This is a genomic window from Rhizobacter sp. SG703 (genome assembly GCF_012275445.1).
In the GTDB taxonomy this organism is placed as follows: Bacteria; Pseudomonadota; Gammaproteobacteria; order Burkholderiales; family Burkholderiaceae_C; genus Rhizobacter.
The window spans coordinates 448218-467372 of the sequence record NZ_JAAZQK010000003.1 but is presented as its reverse complement, the minus strand read 5'-3'; the positions used below and the strand labels follow the sequence as shown (position 1 = coordinate 467372).

Annotated in this window: 21 protein-coding genes; 11 read left to right on the top strand and 10 right to left on the bottom strand. The window is 68.2% G+C overall.

Going from position 1 to position 19155, the window contains the following annotated elements:
- Positions 1-25 precede the first annotated feature (25 nt).
- From FHT26_RS07755 to FHT26_RS07740, 4 genes are all read left to right on the top strand, one after another.
- Complete coding sequence (locus FHT26_RS07755; RefSeq protein WP_168559562.1) at positions 26-628, top strand: YfiR family protein; 603 nt, start codon at positions 26-28, stop codon at positions 626-628.
- Entirely contained in the window at positions 628-2817 is a 2190-nt protein-coding gene (locus FHT26_RS07750) for an ATP-binding protein (protein ID WP_168559561.1), read from the top strand. Before FHT26_RS07755 ends, FHT26_RS07750 begins: the two co-directional genes overlap by 1 nt.
- 290 nt (positions 2818-3107) lie before the next feature.
- Positions 3108-3572, top strand: coding sequence for a hypothetical protein (locus FHT26_RS07745; RefSeq protein ID WP_168559560.1), 465 nt, complete (start codon positions 3108-3110; stop codon positions 3570-3572).
- Positions 3573-3654: 82 nt separating this feature from the next.
- The gene (locus tag FHT26_RS07740; protein ID WP_282597146.1) at positions 3655-4326 is read left to right on the top strand and encodes a response regulator transcription factor; all 672 of its coding nucleotides are present in this window, start codon (positions 3655-3657) and stop codon (positions 4324-4326) included.
- 14 nt (positions 4327-4340) lie between these two features.
- Here FHT26_RS07740 and FHT26_RS07735 read toward each other — a convergent pair whose 3' ends face one another.
- From FHT26_RS07735 to FHT26_RS07720, 4 genes are all read right to left on the bottom strand, one after another.
- Positions 4341-5933 (bottom strand): hybrid sensor histidine kinase/response regulator, encoded by a 1593-nt coding sequence (locus tag FHT26_RS07735; RefSeq protein ID WP_168559558.1) that lies wholly within the window; start codon positions 5931-5933, stop codon positions 4341-4343.
- Positions 5930-6388, bottom strand: a complete 459-nt coding sequence (locus tag FHT26_RS07730; protein WP_168559557.1) for a response regulator — start codon at positions 6386-6388, stop codon at positions 5930-5932. The genes FHT26_RS07735 and FHT26_RS07730 overlap by 4 nt, the downstream gene beginning before the upstream one ends.
- Positions 6389-6492: 104 nt before the next feature.
- Positions 6493-7791: a DUF4397 domain-containing protein gene (locus FHT26_RS07725; RefSeq protein WP_168559556.1), complete on the bottom strand. Its 1299-nt coding sequence runs from the start codon at positions 7789-7791 to the stop codon at positions 6493-6495.
- A 30-nt stretch (positions 7792-7821) separates the two neighbouring features.
- A complete protein-coding gene (locus tag FHT26_RS07720) occupies positions 7822-8811 on the bottom strand; it encodes a tRNA dihydrouridine synthase (protein ID WP_168559555.1) in 990 nt (329 codons plus the stop codon).
- Between FHT26_RS07720 and FHT26_RS07715 the strand changes: the two genes are divergently transcribed.
- Positions 8768-10840 (top strand): response regulator, encoded by a 2073-nt coding sequence (locus FHT26_RS07715; protein WP_168559554.1) that lies wholly within the window; start codon positions 8768-8770, stop codon positions 10838-10840. The genes FHT26_RS07720 and FHT26_RS07715 overlap by 44 nt on opposite strands.
- On the opposite strand, the gene FHT26_RS07710 is transcribed toward FHT26_RS07715, so the two are convergent.
- Positions 10752-11423 carry a hypothetical protein gene (locus FHT26_RS07710; RefSeq protein WP_168559553.1) on the bottom strand — a complete coding sequence of 224 codons (672 nt, stop codon included), beginning with the start codon at positions 11421-11423 and terminating at the stop codon, positions 10752-10754. The two genes, FHT26_RS07715 and FHT26_RS07710, sit on opposite strands and share 89 nt — an antisense overlap.
- Before the next feature lie 183 nt (positions 11424-11606).
- On the opposite strand from FHT26_RS07710, the gene FHT26_RS07705 reads away from it, so the two are divergent.
- Complete coding sequence (locus FHT26_RS07705; RefSeq protein WP_168559673.1) at positions 11607-12074, top strand: FKBP-type peptidyl-prolyl cis-trans isomerase; 468 nt, start codon at positions 11607-11609, stop codon at positions 12072-12074.
- A 43-nt stretch (positions 12075-12117) separates the two neighbouring features.
- Here the strand turns inward: FHT26_RS07705 and FHT26_RS07700 are convergent, their stop codons facing one another.
- The 5 genes from FHT26_RS07700 to FHT26_RS07680 all read right to left on the bottom strand — a co-directional run bounded on the left by FHT26_RS07700 (position 12118) and on the right by FHT26_RS07680 (position 14661).
- A complete protein-coding gene (locus FHT26_RS07700) occupies positions 12118-12327 on the bottom strand; it encodes a hypothetical protein (RefSeq protein WP_056811413.1) in 210 nt (69 codons plus the stop codon).
- Between the two features lie 310 nt (positions 12328-12637).
- Positions 12638-12817 carry a hypothetical protein gene (locus FHT26_RS07695; RefSeq protein ID WP_056820257.1) on the bottom strand — a complete coding sequence of 60 codons (180 nt, stop codon included), beginning with the start codon at positions 12815-12817 and terminating at the stop codon, positions 12638-12640.
- A 148-nt stretch (positions 12818-12965) separates the two neighbouring features.
- A complete protein-coding gene (locus tag FHT26_RS07690) occupies positions 12966-13265 on the bottom strand; it encodes a flagellar basal body protein (protein WP_168559552.1) in 300 nt (99 codons plus the stop codon).
- Between the two features lie 65 nt (positions 13266-13330).
- Positions 13331-13690 carry a GFA family protein gene (locus FHT26_RS07685; protein WP_210427283.1) on the bottom strand — a complete coding sequence of 120 codons (360 nt, stop codon included), beginning with the start codon at positions 13688-13690 and terminating at the stop codon, positions 13331-13333.
- Positions 13687-14661, bottom strand: a complete 975-nt coding sequence (locus tag FHT26_RS07680) for a threo-3-hydroxy-L-aspartate ammonia-lyase (protein WP_168559551.1) — start codon at positions 14659-14661, stop codon at positions 13687-13689. The genes FHT26_RS07685 and FHT26_RS07680 overlap by 4 nt, the downstream gene beginning before the upstream one ends.
- Positions 14662-14821: 160 nt before the next feature.
- Here FHT26_RS07680 and FHT26_RS07675 point away from each other — a divergent pair, with 160 nt between their 5' ends.
- From FHT26_RS07675 to FHT26_RS07655, 5 genes are read left to right on the top strand one after another with little or no spacing between them, the layout of a single operon-like run.
- The gene (locus FHT26_RS07675; RefSeq protein ID WP_168559550.1) at positions 14822-15409 is read left to right on the top strand and encodes a LysE family translocator; all 588 of its coding nucleotides are present in this window, start codon (positions 14822-14824) and stop codon (positions 15407-15409) included.
- 28 nt (positions 15410-15437) lie between these two features.
- A complete protein-coding gene (locus FHT26_RS07670; protein ID WP_168559549.1) occupies positions 15438-16874 on the top strand; it encodes an aminotransferase class I/II-fold pyridoxal phosphate-dependent enzyme in 1437 nt (478 codons plus the stop codon).
- A 34-nt stretch (positions 16875-16908) separates the two neighbouring features.
- Positions 16909-18309 (top strand): ATP-dependent RNA helicase DbpA, encoded by a 1401-nt coding sequence (gene dbpA, locus FHT26_RS07665; RefSeq protein ID WP_168559548.1) that lies wholly within the window; start codon positions 16909-16911, stop codon positions 18307-18309.
- Entirely contained in the window at positions 18306-18635 is a 330-nt protein-coding gene (locus tag FHT26_RS07660) for a 2Fe-2S iron-sulfur cluster-binding protein (protein ID WP_168559547.1), read from the top strand. Before dbpA ends, FHT26_RS07660 begins: the two co-directional genes overlap by 4 nt.
- Positions 18632-19117, top strand: a complete 486-nt coding sequence (locus tag FHT26_RS07655) for a DUF2127 domain-containing protein (protein ID WP_168559546.1) — start codon at positions 18632-18634, stop codon at positions 19115-19117. The genes FHT26_RS07660 and FHT26_RS07655 overlap by 4 nt, the downstream gene beginning before the upstream one ends.
- Positions 19118-19155 lie beyond the last annotated feature (38 nt).

The following is a 19155-nucleotide window of genomic DNA, read 5'->3' as shown; positions in this document are numbered from 1 at the left end:
CCCCATGGCAAGATGGCCCCCCACGATGGCCTTCGATGCTGCCTTGCCGGGACGCCTGCTGAACCACGCCACCTTCCTCGACACCGCGGCGCAGATCCTGCGACGCGGCTTGGCCGCCGTCCTGTGCAGCCTTCCTCTGGGCAGCCTGACGGCACAGGTCGATACCGCCCGCATCGACGTGATCCGCGTCGCATTCACCCTCAACTTCGCGCGCTACACGGCCTGGCCTGAAGGCGCCCCGGCCGATTCGTTCCGGCTCTGCGTGTCTGCCGGCGATTCGCTGTACGAGGCGTTCTCGTCGGCGGACAACACGATGGTGCGCGGGCGGCCCGTGCGGCTGCGCCGCATCGCCGCCGGCGCAACCGACGCCGCCCGCTGCGACCTGCTGTACGTCTCGGGCACGGCCGAAAACCGCAGCGCGCTGCTGCAATCCGTCGCATCGCTGCCGGTGCTGACCGTCGGCGACGACCCGATGTTCCTGGGCAGCGGCGGGACGATCCGGCTGTTCACCGGCGACCAGCGCATGCAGTTCGACATCAACCTCGCGCAGGCCGAGCGTGCCCGGCTGGTGCTGTCGCCGCAACTGCTGCGGCTCGCCCGCTCCGTCAACCAAGACAAGGCGCCGTGATGCAACGACTGCATATCGCCTCGAGAAACTGGCTCGTCCGGGCGACTCGCTGGTTCGGTCGCCAGCACCTGCCGCTGCGCCGCAAGACGGTCCTGCTGCTCGCGGTGAGCCTGGCCTGCGGGCTGCTCGCCCTCGGCAGCTGGCAGGTCGGGCGGCAGATCGCCGAGCAGCAGCTCGCGGCGCGCCAGCAGATGCAGGCGCTGGCCGCCGTGATGGCCGAGGGCACGGCCGCCGCGCTGGCCTTCGGCAACGCGGCAGCGGCCGGCGAGACGCTGTCGGCACTGCGCGGCCAGACCGCCGCCACCCGCGCCGATCTCTACGATGCACGCGGGCGGCTGTTCGCCTCGTATGCCGCGCCGCAGCCGCAGCCCGGCCCGGAAGGCATGACGCTGACCGTCTCGCTGGACGTCATGCTCGACGGCGTGCGCACCGGCGAGCTGCGCCTGTTCGGCGTCGCACCGACGGCGGTGTCGCAGTGGCAGCGGCAGTCGCTGCCGCTGCTCAGCGCGCTGGGCGCCTCGCTCGCGATCGGGCTGATCTTCGCGACCGTGCTGCTCCATGCGAGCCTGTCGCAGATCGAAGACCTCGCCCGCGTCGCGCGCGACATCCATCAGGGGCTGCCGCCGCGCCGTGTGTTGCGGCGCAGCCGGGACGAACTGGGCGACCTCGTCGAGCAGTTCAACGCGATGCTGGGGCAGTTGCAGCTCAACCAGACCAACCTCGAGATCACCGTGCGCGAGCGCACCGCCGAGCTGCGCGCCGCGAAGGAATCGGCCGAGGTCGCCAACCGGGCCAAGAGCAGCTTCCTGGCCAACATGAGCCACGAACTGCGTACGCCGCTGAACGCAATCATGAGCTACGCGCAGCTGTTCCAGATCGATCCGCGGCTCGACAGGGAACAGCTGCAGGGCGTGCGGACCATCCAGCAGAGCGCGGAGCACCTGCTGCTGCTGATCAACGACCTGCTCGACCTGTCGCGCATCGAGGCCGGTCGCCTCGAACTCTTCCCCGAGCCGGTGATGCTGAAGACCTTCCTCAGCGCGATCACCGACATCATCCGCATCCGGGTCCAGGAAAAGGCGTTGAGGTTCCGTTTCGAGGACCACAGCAGCGAGAGCACCACCGTCTCGGTGGACAGCACGCGGCTGCGCCAGATCCTGCTGAACCTGCTGAGCAACGCGGTCAAGTTCACCGATGCCGGCGAAGTCGCCCTGGTGATCCACGAGACGCACCGCAGCATGAAGGAAGTCCGCCTGCGCTTCGAGATCCACGACACCGGCATCGGCATCGATCCGGACAAGCTGGGCGCCATCTTCCGGCCCTTCGAGCAGGCCGCCGACGTGCAGCGCCGCTTCGGCGGCACCGGGCTGGGCCTGGCGATCAGCCGCCAGCTGGTGGCGCTGATGGGCAGCGACATCATCGTCAGCAGCCGGATCGGGCATGGCAGCCACTTTTGCTTCGAGCTCGACCTGCCGCTCGAACAGACCGCCCTCACCACGACAGCCGCGCTGGACCGCATGGCCCAGACCATCGCCGGCTACCGCGGACCGCCGCGCAAGCTGCTGGTCATCGACGACACCGAAGCCAATCGCAGGCCGCTGATCACGTTCCTGAGCGCCAAGGGATTCGAGATGCTCGAAGCGCCCGACGGCGCCGCGGGGCTGCAGGTCGCGCTCGAACACCGACCCGACCTGATCCTGATGGACAGCGTGATGCCGGTGATGGACGGTTTCGAGACCACCCAGCGCATTCGCGAAATGCCGATGCTGCGCGACGTGCGCATCATCGCGATCTCGGCCAGCGCCTCGGCGTCGGACCACCAGCACACGCTGGACGTCGGCGCCGATGCCTTCCTGCCCAAGCCGTTCACGCTGACGGCCCTGATCAACGCCATCGGCCGCCTGCTGCAGCTGGAGTGGCTTGAAATCGACAGCGCGCAGCGTGCCTCGCCGGAGGATGCGAGCGGCGACGCCGCATCCGGCGAAGTGCCCGATCGCGCTCGACTCGAAGTGCTGCTGCGGCTGGCCGAGTTCGGCAACATGCAGGATCTTGCCGCGCAAGCCGCCGAGCTGGCAGCCAGCTCCGACGCGTGCCGCCCTTTCGCGCTGCGCCTGCAGCGCCTGGCAGAGCAGTTCCAGTCCAAGGCTGCACTGCAGCTGGTGCGCAGCGCGATGCGCGACGACACCTGATCGACCGCTCGCCGGCGGTGTCGCCGGCCCAGCCAAAACGACACCGGTCACTTGTCAATTGTTGACAAAGGGCTCATCGAGCTCGCGGTCAAATCGATCGATAGTTCAACCAGACCCTTGTGCCTTTTCAGTGACCGATTGCAGTTGGCATTTGTTGACTTTGACCTGAACCAGACGCGGCATTCGTCCATAGCCAAACGCAGCCGGGATCGAGATCATTCACCGCACCGAAGACCGCAACCCTGAAGGCCGCTGAACCCCAGTGTCCTTCGCACCGAACGGGAAAGACCATGGATTTTTCTCCGAACCCCTTGGCCAGCATGCCGACGCTGCTGCCCGCCAGCCTGCTTCTCCTTCCGACCCTGGTCGCCATCTGGTGGCAGACCCGCCGGTGCTTCGATCGCCGACTGTCGCTGCTGCGCCGCCAGTTCGACGCCCAACGCGCCGCCACCAGCGAGTTCCTCCAGCACGCCAACAGCCAGATCGACCTGCTGCAGAGCGAACTCGCACTGGCCCGCCGCCGTGAAGACATTCTTCGCGCCCGGCAAGCCAGCAAGGCGCACGACCCCGCGAGCCTGCGCGGCAAGATCTCCGGACCGTCCATCACCTTGCTGTCGGTGCTGCGCGAGCAAGCCACAGGCACATCGCACAAGCGTTCAGAGACAAGCGGCGCAGGATGTGCAGACAACATGCACGAAGCACCCATGCTGCCTGCACATGGCAGTTCCAACATCGGCATCAGGGCTCACGCCTGAACCTACAAGTTGACGCCCCCGCACGGTGGCATCACGCCAAGATCCAGGGACCGGACTCTCATCTTTCAACATCGAGGCAGATATGACCAGCAGTAGTGGAATAGCAAGGATTCTGATCGTCGATGACCACGAGATCGTCAGAGACGCCGTGAGCCTGTTGCTGAACAAGCTCGAGCGGCCGGTGATCACGTTGGCCGCGGGCGATTTCCAGACAGCGCGCAACATCCTTTCGAACGAAACCGTGGACCTGGTGCTGCTCGGCATCTCGTCACCCATCGGTCCGAGCCTGAACGGCGTGGTGTTCCTGCGCAGGCTGCCGGCATGCCCGCCGATCGCGGTGTTCTCGACGCACACCACCCGGCGCTTCGTGTCGAGCGCGGTGGCGGTGGGCGTCTCGGGCTTCATTCCCAAATCGCGCTCGGCGGTCGACATCCTGCAAGCGGTGACCTCGCTGCTCGGCGGCAACAAGTACATGCCGACCGAGGACGAGATGACGCATGTCGCCGGCGCCTCCGACATCGAGGCCAGCGAGCACACCTACGCCGAAGAGAACCTCGCCGCGGCCTACGACCTCGCGCCGCGCGAAGCGGCCGTGCTGAAATGCGTCTGCCAGGGCATGCCCAACAAGCGCATCTCGACCGAACTGAACATTTCGCCGAACACGGTGCGCAACTACCTGTCGCGCATCTTCAAGGTGATGAACGTTCGCAACCGGACCGAGGCCGTCGCCCGCACGCAGAACATCCTTCGCTGAGAACCCCTGGGGCTCTACGCCGATGGTGTCGCGCCGGCCTCCTGGATCCACGCCAGGTTCAGCAGCGCGCCCATCTGGTCCATCAGGGCCTGCAGGTTGATCGGCTTCGTCAGGAACGCATTGGCGCCGGCCGCCAGGCTGCGTTCCTTGTCCTCGATCGAAGCGCTCGCCGAGATCGCGATCACGAACACCTGACTCCGGGTCCGGCGCAGCCGGTCCAGGGTTTCCAGCCCGCCGACGTGGGGCATCAGAATGTCGAGCAGGATCAGGTCGGGGGCGCTGCTTTCCAGCCGCGCCAGGGCCTCGGCGCCATCGCCGGCTTCGCAGAGTTCGAAGCCGAGGCTGTCCAGCATGTCGAACAGCAAAGCGCGGTTGGTCGCCACGTCGTCGACCACCATGATCTTTCGGCGCGGCCCGGCGTAGCCGATCACGCAGCCGCGGGCCGATTCGGCGGCAGGCGTTTCTCCAGCCACGGCATCCATCGCCAGGTCGAACCAGAATCGCGTGCCTTCTCCCTTCGCACTCTGAACGTGAATCTCGCTGCCCATCAGGCGCACGAACTGCCGGCTGATCGCCAGGCCCAGCCCGGTGCCACGATTTCGATCCTCCAGCCCACCCACCTGCTCGAACGGCTGGAACAGCCGTGACAGCTGCGCGGCGTCCATGCCTGCGCCGGTGTCCTGCACCTCGAAGCGCAGCGCATGCGCCCCGCTCGGCCCCACACGCAGCGTCACCGCGCCGCGCTCGGTGAACTTGACGGCGTTGTCGAGCAGGTTCAGCAGCACCTGCCGCAGCCGCTTCTCGTCCGCACGCAGCGTCGCGGGCAGGCCGCTCGACAAGTCGGCACCGAGCTGCAAGGCCGGCTTCTGCCTTGCCCTGACCCCCATCAGCTCGACCAGGCCATCGAGGTAGCGAGCCAGATCGAACACCGTCGGGCACAGCTCGAACTTGCCGGCCTCGATCTTCGCCAGGTCGAGGATGTCGTTGATCAGCGTCAGCAGGTGCTCGCCGCTCTGGCGGATCGCGTTCACGCCCGCCTGCTGACGCTGCGTCAGGTTCTTGTCGCGCTGCAACAGTTGCGCAAAGCCCAGCACGCCGTTGAGCGGCGTTCGCAGATCGTGGCTCATCGCCGCCAGGAACGCGCTCTTGGCCCGGTTGGCCACCTCCGCGCGGTCACGGGCGATCACCAGTTCGGCGGTGTGGGCCCGGACCAGGTCCTCGGCCTGCCGGCGTCCGATCGCATAGCGAATCGCCCTCGACAGCAACTCCGCGGTGACCTCGCCCTTGACCAGGTAATCCTGCGCACCGGACTGGATCGCCTCCAATGCGACCGCCTCGTCGCTGAGTCCGCTCATCACCACCAGCGCCGGCACCTTCACCGGCCGTGCCAGCAACTGCCGCATCGTCTCGATGCCCCAGGTGCCAGGCAGGCCGAGGTCGAGCAGCACCACGTCGAAAGAGCGCTCCGCCAGCGCCTGGGCGCCGGCATCCAGGGTTTCGCACCAGCTCAGCGTGAAGTCATCGGTGCGCGACAGCGAAAGCATGTCCTTGATCAGGCGAGCGTCGCCGGGGCTGTCCTCGATCAGCAGCACCCGAAGGCTGCTCATGTCGCGCCTCCACGCCCGGTCAGGCACACGGTCTGCAACCAGAAGCGCTCGATGTTGCGGATGACCTGGTTGAACTCGTGCAGGTCGGCGGGCTTGGTGATGAAGCAGTTCGCCTGCAGGTCGTAGGCGTGGGCCACGTCGTCGTCCGATTGCGAAGTGCTCAGCACGATCACCGGGATGGACCGCAACGCCGCATCGGACTTGATGGCCGCGAGGACATCGCGGCCGCCCATCAGCGGCAGGTTCAGGTCGAGCAGGATCAGGTCCGGCCGCGGTGCGGCGTCGTAGGGGGCGTCGCGGCGCAGGAACTGCATCGCGGAGATGCCGTCTTCGGCATGGTGCAGGCGCAGGTCGTTCCCGTTGCGGCGCAGTGCTTCGCGTGTCAGGCGAACATCGCCCGGGTTGTCCTCGACCATCAGGACATCAACGGCCTTGAACGCGCGCTGCAACAACATCGCCGCACCCTCCGGATGCGATCGACTATACGCGTGCCGACTGTCGAAACATCCCCCTGGAGCCGGTGGGATGCCGAGGGGGAAACCCTTGAGTGCGCCGCGCCTCAGCGGTCGGTGCGCAGCCGGCTCGCGGAGTTCACTGTCGTGGTGTTGCCCAGCAGGAAGAGGGTATAGACCTTCCCGCTCGACAGCAGCTGCTTGTCCACCTGCCAGAGCAAGGTCGATCCGCTGCTGGCAACGATCGCGGCCAGGCTTTCGCTGGCGGCCACCGTCGCCGGCATCGAGGCCGCGCCGAATGTCACGTCATCGCCGATCACCTCGCCGTCGAGCGTCAGCGTCGCGCTGCCCGGCAGGCCGTTGACGCCGTTGACCAGCCGCAGCTTGACCGGCTGCGAGACACTGGTCGACGGCGTATTGTCGTCAGTGATCACCGAGAGCGTTGGCGATGCCACGTCGCCCGTCAACAGCAGGGTCAGGTCGCCGCCCGACGGCGCGGTCGCGGTCCCGATGTTGACGGCGGCACCATTGACCGTGACAGCCAAGGTGCCGGCCTTCACCGCCCTGTAATTGCTGATCGTGCCCGCCGAAAGGTTGCTGCCGACGGTGGTGCCGTTGACCACGACATTGACCATGTCGGTCGCCACCGACGTGTTGGCAACCACCCGCACGCGGGTCGACAGGTTGGCGCTCGGCGTCACGGCGCCCTGCTGGTTGACGACCAGTCCGTTCACCAGCACGCCTCCACTGCTGCGGGTCAGCACCAGCGTGGAGATCTGCTTGTCGCCGAGCGTCAAGGCCGGGATGTCCATCCGCACGTCAGTCTTGTTGCCGGTAGACGTCACGCACACATGGTACGTGCCGGCGGCGAACGCGGTGTAGCCGGTTGGCGCCAACGGGGTCGAGGTCGACAGCGCGCTGGCGGCGGCAACGGCGGTGGTACCCAGCGCATTGCACTCGGCGTGGCCGACATACACGTCGACAGCACCGGCTTCGAGACCGGCCGTGTTCATGAAGCGCAGCTTGGCCTGGCCCGAATTCGGATCGCCTTCATCCTCCGTCAGGTAGCTGACCTGCAGTGCCGAGCCGCTCGCATAGGCGAGCAGTGCGTAATGGGAGCCGGCCGACACCGAGGCACCCACGCTCGCGGCCGTGACGCCGGAGCCGGTCTGGGAAATCTTGAAGGTGTAGTCGTCCTCATCGAGGTTGGCATAGCCGCTGGCGGACCCGGCGGCCACGCTGTTGACCATGCCCGAGTCGTCACGGTAGGCATCCAGCAGCGCGAAGTCGGTGGTGGCGTTGACCAGGCGCACCGAGCCCTGGTCTTCTTCGCTGTTGCCGCCGCAGGCTTGCAGCAACGGAAGCACGAGGGCGGCGATCAACAGGGCACGGGTCGGTCTTTTCACGGGGCAGGATCCTTGAATGGAGTCGGACGATTATGCGGGCACCTCTGTAAAGGCCTGATGTCGCGCGTGTACGGCTGTGTGACTGGAGCGGACCCACTGTTGCAGTTGCAGCTCGAGCAGGTCGGGGTCGTTGACGGTGCGCACCCGCTGATAGGCGTCTTCCGCCTCGGGGTATCGGCGGCGCAGGTAGTTCAGCCACTGCTTCAGCCGGCCGGCCCGATGGCGCGGTTCGACATGCCCGCACACGAGCTCCCAGAAGTGCGTCATCAGCGGCAGCAACTGCGCCCAGCCGAGCGAGGTGCCAGGGCGCGCGATGGCGCACGCCAGGCCCGGATTCGCGACCATCCCGCGGCCGAGCATCAACGCATCGCAGCCCGACACCTCGCGGCAGCGCTGCGCATCGTCGACAGTCCAGATCTCGCCGTTTGCGATCACCGGGATCGCCACCGCCGCCCGCACCGCAGGCACCCGGTCCCAGTAGGCCGGAGGCCGGTAGCCATGCGCCTTGGTGCGGGCATGCACGACCAGTTCGGCCGCGCCGGCGCCTGCGATGGCCTGCGCACACTCCACGGCCCGCAGGTCGTCGTCGAAGCCGAGGCGCATCTTGGCCGTCACCGGCACCGCGCGCGGTACCGCCCGACGCACCGCCGCGACGATGCGCCCCAGCAGCTCAGGATCCTGCAACAGCGCGGCCCCGCCGCCATGGCGGTTCACGACCTTCGCGGGGCACCCGAAGTTGAGATCGATGCCGGCCGGGCCGAGCGAGGCCAGTCGCGCAGCGTTCTCGGCCAGGCACACCGGGTCGGAGCCAAGCAGCTGCGCACTGACCGGCACGCCGCTGGGCGTGCGCCCGCCATGGCGCAGCTCCGGAACGATGCGCAGGAAGACGCGCTCCGGCAGCAAGGTGCCGGTGACGCGGATGAATTCGGAAACGCAACGGTCGATGCCGCCGACGCGCGTGAGCACGTCGCGCAGCGTGAAGTCGAGCAAGCCTTCCATCGGGGCGAGCAGGATGGTCATCGGATCGGGAGGGGGCAGGCCATCCACGAGTGTACGTATGTCCAGAAATGAAGCGACCGGCCGGCCCCAGCCGCATACTGCGTGCCGAGGGAGACCACCCATGGCACCACATCGCATGTCGGCAGACGTCCCGGGGCTGGGCACCGCTGGCGAGCCCAGGCCGATACCGCCGCTGGACGCCGCCCACGCCGAGCACGTCGCGGCCGAACTGTTGCGCATGGTGTTGCTCCACACGCGGGCTGGCACCCTGCTCGCGACCGCGTTCGCGGTGCTGTTGGCCATCTACTGGGCGGGCTCGACCCCGATCGACTGGGTGCGTGGCTGGATGGCCGTCAAGCTCGGCGTGTCGGCATTGCGGATCTTGTCAGCCCACAAGCATGCACGCGCCGGCCTGCCGGCCACCCGCGGCTGGCGACAACTGACCTACGGGCTGCTCGCCCTCGATGGCGCCATCTGGGGCCTGGCCGGGCTGTGGCTGATGCACCAGCCGGTGCAGGTCTCGTCCTTCGTCGCCGCGGCGTTGGCCTGCGTGACCTGCGTGGCCACTTTCGGGCTGCAGGCGAGGCTGCTGGCCACGGCCGCCTATGTCGGGCCGATCATGGTGCCGACGGCACTCGGGCTCGCGTTGCGGGCCGATCAGGTCGGCGTGGTCGGCAGCCTCGGGTTGCTGATGCTGTTCGGACTGCAACTGTTCACGGCCCGCGGGGCTGAACGGCGGCTCACCGCCAGCATCCTGCTGCGGCTCGAGGCCCAGGCGCTGGCCCACGAGAAGGCGGCTGCGCTCGAACTTGCGCAACGGCAGATCGAGGTCAAGACCCAGTTCCTCGCCAACATCAGCCATGAGCTGCGCACACCGCTGCACGGCATCCTCGGCGTCGCGCGGCTGCTCCACCTCGAAGCCGGCGAGCCGGCGGTGCAGCACCGCCTCGAACTGATCGAATCATCGGGCACGCACCTGCTCCGGCTGATCAACGACCTGATCGACGTCTCGCGCATCGAGACCGGGCACTTTCCGATCCGCCATGAGGTGTTCGACATCGTCACGCAGGCAGGCCTGGTGGCCGACGTGTTCGCATTGCGCGCCACCGACAAGGGCCTCGATTTCTCGATGTCGCATGCATTCCCGCGCCCGAGCTGGGTGATCGGCGACGCCGCCCGCTTCAGGCAGGTGCTGCACAACCTGCTGGGCAATGCCGTCAAGTTCACCGAGAAGGGCCGGGTGGAAATGAACCTGACCCGCGGCAGCGCACCGGACATGGTCGAGGTCGAAGTGATCGACACCGGCCCCGGCATCGCACCGGCCGACCAGGACCACCTCTTCGACGCGCCCTCTGCACTGGATTCCGAGACCGATCCGCCGGCGCGCAACCATGGCGGCCTCGGCCTCATCATCGCCCGCGAACTGGCCGAAGCGATGGGCGGTTCGCTCAGCGTGCACAGCAGGGCGGGTCTCGGATCCCAGTTCGTGTTCTGCGCCCGGCTTCCGTCGACCGCGGCACCCGACGAGACGGAGGACGGCGCATCGGTGGCGGCGCCGGCGATCGACCTGCGGCGCGTGCTGGTCGCCGAGGACGACGACGTGTCCGCACTGATCGTCTGCGCCTACCTCAAGCAGCAAGGCCTGTCCCATGAGCGCGTGAACAACGGGCACGATGCCGTCGGGCGGGCGCTGCGCGAATCGCAGCGGCCCGACCTCGTGCTGATGGACTGCCAGATGCCGACGATGGACGGGCAGACGGCCACTCGCGAGATCCGTGCTCAGGAACACACCTTGAGCCTTCCCCGCGTGCCGATCATCGCGATCACCGCGACCTCGACCGACGAGGACCGGCGCGCCTGCGCCGAAGCCGGCATGGACGATCTGCTCGCCAAGCCCTTCAACCGCCAGGAATTGATGCAGGTCCTGGCGCAGTGGGGCGGCGCCTTGCCGACTCCCGGTGTCACGCCGCCTGACGAACCTCCCCATGAAGAGGCGGCATGGATTCTCTCGGGAACAGGTGCACGTCCGGGTGGAACGTCTCGATCATGAACGGATACAGCCCATGGCCTGACGCCAGCCAGGTCCGCTCGGCGGCGGTGACGTCGAAGGCCAGGATGCGATGCGGCAGGTTGCCGGCATGGGCCAGCGGGACGCGATCGTCGGCCCCCAGCACGTCCATGAAGCCCAGGCCCTGGTAGATCCTGATCAGCGCATTGCTGCGCGCACCGATCACCATCCAGCGGACCTGGCTCGCCAGGCAATACAGGTACGCCGCCTTCATCAGCATCAACCGGGTCTGCGGATCGACCCCGGGCAACACGGCCAGGCGGGTCAGTTCGGCGCGCGGCTCGTCGGCCAGCCACCGAGGGAGAATCACGCTGCCTTCCAGCTGCAGCGGTGCCGCCACGTTGCGCTGGATCCGCGCGGTGCCGATGGCCGAGCCGGTGACCTTGTCGCGGCACAGCAGGATCGCCGTGCCGCGCTGGCCGTCGGTCGCGTCGGGCACGGCCAGGGTCTCCTGCATCTGCGGAACGTGGTGGCCATAGGCGTGAGCCCGGACGCTGCAGACATCACGCAGGTCAGCAGCCGTCGCGGCGAGTGAAACGCTGAAGGTAAGGAAGCTTGTCGTCATGATAGGAACAGGCAGTTGAGATACCGCCTGTGTGGCGTGGCACATCGCCACGTACCCACCCTATAGAGAGGGACTCTCTGGGCTTCCGTCGAACAAGACATGACCCAACACGAGTCGTAAGCCTCTGTTCCAAGTGCGTCTCAGTGCAGCGATGCTCCGGACCGATGCCGCCTTTCGGCGATGATGGTCATCCACATTGACCTCGGGAGTCACGGTTTGAAGACACCATTGATCGGCCTCGCGGCCTGCCTGATCAGCTTGTCCGCCATCGCACAGGCCGACCTGGCCGCCAGCGCGGCCAAGCAGCAGGGCGCGTTGGTCACGCCCAGCGGCCTCGTGTATCGCTCGTTGAAGGAGGGGACCGGGGCGAACCCGGCGGCGACGGATCGTGTCCGCGTCCATTACCGCGGGACGTTTGCCGACGGCAAGGAGTTCGACAGTTCCTACGCCCGCAAGGAGCCGGCGGAGTTCCCGCTGAACCGGGTGATCAAGTGCTGGACGGAAGGGGTGCAGCGCATGAAGGTGGGCGGCAAGGCTCTGCTGGTGTGCCCGCCGGCCATCGCCTATGGGGAGGCCGGCGCCGGGGGAGTCATTCCACCGAATGCCACCCTGCAGTTCGAGGTGGAGTTGCTCGGCATCGCCGGCAAGTAGTCGTCTGGCCGTGGGTGATGGCGGCACGCGCCGCGCGGCGGCCTCAGTGCAGGTCGCTGCGCATCACCGCCGGCGTCGCGTACTCGCGACCGACAACGGCTCGGGCATACAGGTAGTTCGTGCGGGCTCGGTCGCTGAGGGTATCCATCTGCACATGCCCGTCGGCATCGCAGGGGAAGGCCAGCGCCCGGCCTTCGTTGAACAGCGACTGGAACCGGATTTCGTAGCGGGCGATTTGCGAAGTAGAGCTCATGTCAGCCTCCGTAGAGCACCTTGCCTGGGGAGGGGTCGTCGACCTCAACAAGCCCAAACTCGATGGGTGAAGATTAGGCGTTGGCCATCGACTCCGCTGTCGGGGCCCCTCGTTGCAGGGGGTCAGAAAAACTCCAATCCCTGTGTCAGCGTGGCGGGTCATCCGACAGGGGCGCCCGGCATTGCCTGACAACCCTTCGCCTTCAGCTTGAGCCGCCACGGCGGGTCGATGTGCGCTGCGACGGAAGTCATGGATGTCCAGCCGAAAAAAAGCCGGGCGAGCCCGGCTTTCCTGTTTCAGCCGAGGCTGATTACTTGGCGGCGGAAGCAGCCGGTGCAGCGGCTTCGGCCTTCTTGTCAGCCTTGTGGTGCTTCTTGTGGGCGGCCTTCTTGGCGGGTGCCGAAGCGGCATCGGCCGACGAGGCAGCTTGAGCGAACGAGCCCACGGCGAAAGCGGACAGGACGGCGGCAACGATCAGAGACTTGGTCATGGTGGTATCCCGGATTGGATGGAAGTCGTTCGGCCCGACTTCCTGAAGCTGGCCCGGCTGTCGCCCGGCTTGTGTCCACAACGGGAGATCGTGGCGATTGGTTGACGTTAAGAAAGGAAAACGTGACCTACAGAAATATGTCGTCACGTTACGCAGTGACGTCCAACCATGACCCGAGCACCTCGTCCTGCACCTGCAAGGTGCGCAGATTTGCCTTGTAGCTGTATGCGGCGGACACCTGCTCGACGACGTCGGCTTCCAGCGAGCCGCCGGTCTGCGTCGACGCCGCGATGTCGGCCTGCACGCCGCCTTCCGGCAGCGCCTGCTGCACGACCTGCTGGCGTCGAAACCCCGGCGTTTGCGAGTTGGCGATGTTGTGGGCGGCGCTGTCGAGCCGGAGCTGGGCAGCGTTCAGGCCGGACAGGCCGATGGAAAAGGTGTTGGACATGGCGCCTCGCTTGCCGCGATATCGGCCTTCCGATCGCCGACTTGAACGAATTTCAGGCGACGATTTCAAGCCATTGCCGCGCCGACCGTCGCCCGCACCGGGATGCCGGCCGGATCGAACCCCTCCAGGCAGAACACGTTGACGCCGACGAAATCCGGCGTCACGCGCTTGCGGTGGAACGGATAGATGCCGCACGTGCTGCAGAAGAAGTGCCGCGCGGTGCGGGTGTGGAAACGGTACTCGGTCAGCGCGGCCTCGCCCGCGAGCAACCGGAAGCGGCTCTCGTGCACCTTCACCATCAGCGCGTTCTTGCGCCGGCAGATCGAACAGTCGCAGGTCGTCAGCTCGGGAAAATCGGTGTCGATCGCGAAGCGCACCGTCCCGCAATGGCAGCTGCCCTGCCAGGTCTGCAGGGGCCGGCTCATGCGGCCGCCACCAGTTCGCCATACCGTGCGAGGTCGATGTTGCCGCCGCTCAGGATCACGCCGACGCGCTTGTCGGCCAGCGGAACGGCGCCTTCCAGCACCGCCGCCGCACCCAGGCAGCCGGTCGGCTCGACGACCAGCTTCATCCGCTCGCCGATGAAGCGCATCGTGCGCGCCAGCTGCGCATCGCTGACGGTCAGGATATCGCGCACGCGGCGCTGGATCACCGGGAAGGTCAGCGCGCCCACCATCTGCGTCTGCGCAGCGTCGGCAATCGTCTGCGGCACCGCAATGCCGACCCGCTCGCCACGCCGGAACGACAGCTGCACGTCGTTGCCCGCCTCCGGTTCCACGCCGTACACCGCGCAGTCGGGGGACAGGTGGTTGGCCGCCGTGGCGCTGCCGCTCAGCAACCCGCCGCCGCCGGTGCAGACGAACAGCGCGTCGAGTGGCCCGACCTCTTCGATCAACTCCTTGGTCGCCGTGCCCTGCCCCGCCATCACCAGCGGGTGGTCGTACGGCGGAATCAGCGTCAACCCGCGCTCGGTGGCGAGCTGCTGGCCGATCGCCTCGCGGTCGTCGCGGTAGCGGTCGTACAGCACGACCTCGGCGCCATAGCTGCGCGTCGCGGCGATCTTGAGCGTCGGCGCATCCTGCGGCATCACGACCACCGCCGGCAGGCCCAGCAGCCCGGCGCACAGCGCGATCGCCTGGCCATGGTTGCCCGACGACCAGGCAATCACGCCGCGGCGGCGCTGGTCCGCATCCAGCTGCACCAGCGCGTTGTACGCCCCGCGGAACTTGAACGCGCCCATGCGCTGCAGGTTCTCGCACTTGAAGAACACCTGCGCGCCGGTGCGCTGGTCGGCGGTGCGCGACGTGGCGACCGGCGTGCGGTGCGCCACGCCCGCGAGGTGGGCGGCAGCGATGTCGACATCGCGGTAGGAGATCGGCAGGTCCATCGTCGGCATCCGTGAAGGCGTGAAAGGGATGCACCAGCGTAGCCCAGCCGCCGCGCGCTGAAACTGTGCGCCCGCGCCGATTGATACAGTGCCGGGCGCACCGCCCGCGCCTGTAGCTTCACGCGCCGCCGCCTCGTTCCTAAGCTCGTCTCCATCCTGAGGAGACACGATGAACGACCTGCTGCCCCTGCTGAGCTACTCGCTGCTGATGTCGGCGACACCCGGCCCGAACAACATCCTGCTGACCACCTCGGGAGCGAACTTCGGCTACCGGCGCAGCCTGCCGCACCTGCTGGGCGTCAGCCTCGGCGGCGGCGTGCAGACCTGGTTGACCTGCATGGGCCTGGGCACGCTGCTCGCGGACCATCCGGCGATCCACGACGCCCTGCGCATTGCCGGCGCGCTGTTCCTGCTGTGGATGGCCTGGAAGCTGACCACGCCGGTGGTGTTCGGCACCGAACTCGCGAAGCCGGTCGGCTTCGTCGAGGCGGCCGCATTCCAGTTCGTCAATCCGAAGACCTGGCTCAAGTCGGTCACCGTCGCGACGGTGTTCATGCCCACCGGCATGCCGACCGGCGTGGCTGCGCTGCTGGTGCTGGCGATCACGCTGGCGACCAACTTCCCGTGCATCTCGCTGTGGACGCTGTTCGGCGCCGGGCTGCGCCGCGTGCTGACGCGCCCCGGCTGGCGCGAGGCGTTCAATGCCATCATGGCGGGATCGCTGGCGGTGCTGGCCGTGCTGCTGCTGACGCGATGAACATCCCGCTGGACCTCCAAGGACGCCCGTGTTCTCCCTCGACCGCGACTCTTCCGTTCCGCTCGCCGACCAGATCGAGACCCGCCTGCGCGCGCTGGTCGACGGCGCTCGCCTGTCGGCCGGCGCCAAGTTGCCGTCGATCCGCACGCTGGCGCGGCAGCTTGGCGTGAGCCCGAACACCGTGGTCACCGCCTACGACCGGCTGGTGGCGTCGGCCGTCGTCGAATCGCGCGGCACCGCCGGCTTCTTCGTCTGCGAGACCGCGGCCCCGCCCGCCCTCGAGGCGCTGCTCGAAGCCGGCGAAGAACAGGACGCCGTCTGGCTGGTGCAGCAGGCGCACGACCAGCGCGCCGGCCTGCTGCCGGTCAGCGCCGGTTCGTTGCCGGTGTCGTGGCTCGAGGACGCGATCCCCGCCACCGTCGTGCAGCGCGGGCTGGCACGCGCCAACGGCGGCATGGCGGCGCGCTGCCCGCCGCAGGGGCTGCCCGAGCTGCGCGAGCGCATCTCGACGCTGATGCGCGGCCAGGGCATCGCGGCCGATGCGAGCCGCATCCTCACCACCTACGGCGGCACGCACGCGATCGACCTGATCTGCCGCAGCTTCCTGCAACCGGGCGATGCGGTGATGGTCGACAACCCCGGCTACCACCTGCTGTTCGACCGGCTGCGGCAGATGGGCGTGCGCATCGTGCCGATCACGCGGCGCCACGACGGGCCCGACCTGGCGCAGATCGAGGCCGCCTGCACCGCACAGCGGCCGCGCCTGTTCTTCGTGCAGAGCGTGCTGCACAACCCGACCGGCTGGAGCAGCAGCGCCGCCAACCTGCACCGCATCCTCGGGCTGGCCGACCGCCACGGCTTCCTGGTCGCCGAGGACGACGTGCAAAGCCACTTCCACCCCGGCCACCCGACGCGCCTCGCGCAGCTGTCGGAGCTGCGCAACGTCATCTACTACTCCAGCTTCTGCAAGGCGCTGAGCCCCGCGCTGCGCCTGGGCTACATCGCGGCCGAGCCGCAGTGGCTGAAGCCGCTGCTGCGCGAGAAGATCCTGTCGGTGCTGACGACCGCGTCGCTGAACGAATACGTGCTGCTCGAACTGCTGTCGACCGGCCGCTTCCGCAAGCACATCGACCGGCTGCAGCAGAAGCTCGGCACCGCGCGCGGCCTGGCCACGCGCCAACTGCGCCAGGCCGGCGTGCTGCTCGACCACCCCGGCGAAGGCGGCCTGTTCCTGTGGGGAACCGTGCCGCACGGCATCGACATCGACGAGCTGGTGAAGGATGCCTACCGCAACGGCATCCTGCTCGCGCGCGGCGCCACCTTCATGGCCGACAACGCCGGCGACCCGCACCTGCGCTTCAACGTCGTGTTCAGCCAGCACGTGCGGCTGGCCGAGTACCTCACGAAGCAGCTGTCCGCGGGGGCAGTCGCAAGCCAGGCGCTGGCACGCGCCGCCGCGCGCTGAGCGGCCGTCGGAGGGCGCGCGGATAATCCGCGCCATGACCCAAGCGCCCCCGTTCAGCCAGCTGCCGCTTTCCGCTGCGACCCTCGAGAACCTGTCCCGCCTCGGCTACGAGACGATGACGCCGATCCAGGCGGCCAGCCTGCCGATCGCGTTGGCCGGCCACGACCTGATCGCGCAGGCCAAGACCGGCAGCGGCAAGACCGCCGCGTTCGCGCTCGCGCTGCTGGCCCGGCTCGATGCGAAGCGCTTCGACGTGCAGGCGCTGGTGCTGTGCCCCACGCGCGAGCTCGCCGACCAGGTCACGCAGGAGATCCGCCGGCTGGCGCGCGCCGAAGACAACGTGAAGACGCTGACGCTGTGCGGCGGCGCGACGATGCGCCCGCAGATCGCCAGCCTGGAGCACGGCGCGCACATCGTCGTCGGCACGCCGGGCCGCATCCTCGACCACCTGGAGCGCGAGACGCTGTCGCTGGGCGCGCTGAACACGCTGGTGCTCGACGAGGCCGACCGCATGCTCGACATGGGCTTCTTCGACGACATCGCCGCGGTCGCCAGGCGCTGCCCGAAGCAGCGCCAGACGCTGTTGTTCTCGGCCACCTACCCCGAGGGCATCGCGAAGCTGAGCCAGCAGTTCCTGCGCGAGCCGCGCGAGGTGAAGCTCGCCGAGCAGCACGCCGCCGCGAAGATCCGCCAGCGCTTCTACGAGGTTCGCGACGACGAGCGGCTGCATGCCGTCGGCCTGCTGCTGAACCACTTCCGCCCGGCCAGCACGATCGCGTTCTGCAACACCAAGCAGCAGTGCCGCGACCTGGTCGACGTGCTGCAGGCGCAGGGCGTACAGGCGCTCGCGCTGCACGGCGACCTGGAGCAGCGCGACCGCGACCAGGTGCTGGTGCAGTTCGCCAACCGCAGCTGCCCGGTGCTGGTGGCCACCGACGTGGCCGCCCGCGGGCTCGACATCGCGCAGCTCGAAGCGGTGATCAACGTCGACATCACGCCCGACCCCGAGGTGCACACGCACCGCATCGGCCGCACCGGCCGCGGCGACGACGAAGGCTGGGCCTTCAGCCTGGCCAGCATGGATGAGATGGGCCGTGTCGGCACCATCGAGAAGGTGCAGGGGCGCGAATCCGAATGGCACCCGCTGAGCGAGCTGACGCCGAGCGGCGGCGGCCCGCTGACCGCGGCGATGCGCACGCTGCAGGTCCTCGGCGGGCGCAAGGACAAGATCCGCCCCGGCGACGTGCTGGGCGCGTTGACCGGCGAGGCGGGCTTCACCGCGGCGCAGGTCGGCAAGATCCAGGTCGGCGAGTTCTCCACCTACGTGGCCGTCGACCGGGCGATCGCGAAGCAGGCGCTGCAACGGCTGAACCAGGGCAAGCTGAAGGGCCGCAAGGTGAAGGTGCGCTTCCTGGACGAGGCCGCCGCCGAATGAGCGGAGGCGACGACAGCGCCGCGCCGCTTGAAGCCGGGCCGTTCGAGGCGCTCGTCGAGCCGGGCGGCTTCCGCTTCACGGCACCGGCGAGGCAGGGGCTCGTGAAGTCGGCGCAACTGGCCGGGCTGCGGCTGCCCAGTTCGTGCCGCAACGGCACCTGTCGCGCCTGCCTGTGCAAGCTCGTCAGCGGCCGCATCGCGTACCCGATCGAGTGGCCAGGGCTGAGCGCCGACGAGAAAGCCGAAGGCTTCATCCTGCCGTGCGTCGCGCAGCCGTGCAGCGACGTCGTGATCGACGCACCCGCCGCGCGGCCGCTGACCTCATGACGACCCGCCCTCACCCGCCGCGCACGATGCAGCTGGTCGCGTTGTTCGAGGCGATCAAGGGCCTGGCGGTGCTGGCCGGCGGCTTCGGGCTGCTGTCGCTGCTGCACCGCGACGTGCGGCACCTGGCCGAAGCGCTGGTCGCCGGGCTGCACCTCGACCCGGACCGGCATTTCCCGCACATCTTCCTCGAAGCCAGTTCGCAGCTGACCGATGCGCGGCTGTGGCTGCTGGCCGGCCTCGCGGCCTTGTACTCGTGCGTGCGACTGGCCGAAGCGTACGGCCTGTGGCGCGGCTACCGCTGGGGCGCGTGGCTCGGTGCGGCGGGTGGCGCGATCTATGTGCCGGTGGAGCTCTACGAACTGCTGCACCGCGTGAGCCCGCTGCGCGTCGCGACGCTGCTGCTGAACATCGCGATCGTGGCGTACCTGCTGTGGATGCTGGAGCGGCAGCGGCGCGCGAAGCCGGTCATCGAGGTCGGATAGCCGGGCCTCGAACACACGGATACCTCGCCTTTACCTCG

Bases quoted from the DNA above. Each gene is read 5' to 3' on its own strand.
- FHT26_RS07755 (WP_168559562.1), top strand. From the start codon at position 26: ATGGCCTTCGATGCTGCCTTGCCGGGACGCCTGCTGAACCACGCCACC.
- FHT26_RS07750 (WP_168559561.1), top strand. From the start codon at position 628: ATGCAACGACTGCATATCGCCTCGAGAAACTGGCTCGTCCGGGCGACT.
- FHT26_RS07745 (WP_168559560.1), top strand. From the start codon at position 3,108: ATGGATTTTTCTCCGAACCCCTTGGCCAGCATGCCGACGCTGCTGCCC.
- FHT26_RS07740 (WP_282597146.1), top strand. From the start codon at position 3,655: ATGACCAGCAGTAGTGGAATAGCAAGGATTCTGATCGTCGATGACCAC.
- FHT26_RS07735 (WP_168559558.1), bottom strand. From the start codon at position 5,933: ATGAGCAGCCTTCGGGTGCTGCTGATCGAGGACAGCCCCGGCGACGCT.
- FHT26_RS07730 (WP_168559557.1), bottom strand. From the start codon at position 6,388: ATGTTGTTGCAGCGCGCGTTCAAGGCCGTTGATGTCCTGATGGTCGAG.
- FHT26_RS07720 (WP_168559555.1), bottom strand. From the start codon at position 8,811: ATGACCATCCTGCTCGCCCCGATGGAAGGCTTGCTCGACTTCACGCTG.
- FHT26_RS07710 (WP_168559553.1), bottom strand. From the start codon at position 11,423: ATGACGACAAGCTTCCTTACCTTCAGCGTTTCACTCGCCGCGACGGCT.
- FHT26_RS07705 (WP_168559673.1), top strand. From the start codon at position 11,607: ATGGTCATCCACATTGACCTCGGGAGTCACGGTTTGAAGACACCATTG.
- FHT26_RS07700 (WP_056811413.1), bottom strand. From the start codon at position 12,327: ATGAGCTCTACTTCGCAAATCGCCCGCTACGAAATCCGGTTCCAGTCG.
- FHT26_RS07695 (WP_056820257.1), bottom strand. From the start codon at position 12,817: ATGACCAAGTCTCTGATCGTTGCCGCCGTCCTGTCCGCTTTCGCCGTG.
- FHT26_RS07690 (WP_168559552.1), bottom strand. From the start codon at position 13,265: ATGTCCAACACCTTTTCCATCGGCCTGTCCGGCCTGAACGCTGCCCAG.
- FHT26_RS07685 (WP_210427283.1), bottom strand. From the start codon at position 13,690: ATGAGCCGGCCCCTGCAGACCTGGCAGGGCAGCTGCCATTGCGGGACG.
- FHT26_RS07680 (WP_168559551.1), bottom strand. From the start codon at position 14,661: ATGCCGACGATGGACCTGCCGATCTCCTACCGCGATGTCGACATCGCT.
- FHT26_RS07675 (WP_168559550.1), top strand. From the start codon at position 14,822: ATGAACGACCTGCTGCCCCTGCTGAGCTACTCGCTGCTGATGTCGGCG.
- dbpA (WP_168559548.1), top strand. From the start codon at position 16,909: ATGACCCAAGCGCCCCCGTTCAGCCAGCTGCCGCTTTCCGCTGCGACC.
- FHT26_RS07660 (WP_168559547.1), top strand. From the start codon at position 18,306: ATGAGCGGAGGCGACGACAGCGCCGCGCCGCTTGAAGCCGGGCCGTTC.
- FHT26_RS07655 (WP_168559546.1), top strand. From the start codon at position 18,632: ATGACGACCCGCCCTCACCCGCCGCGCACGATGCAGCTGGTCGCGTTG.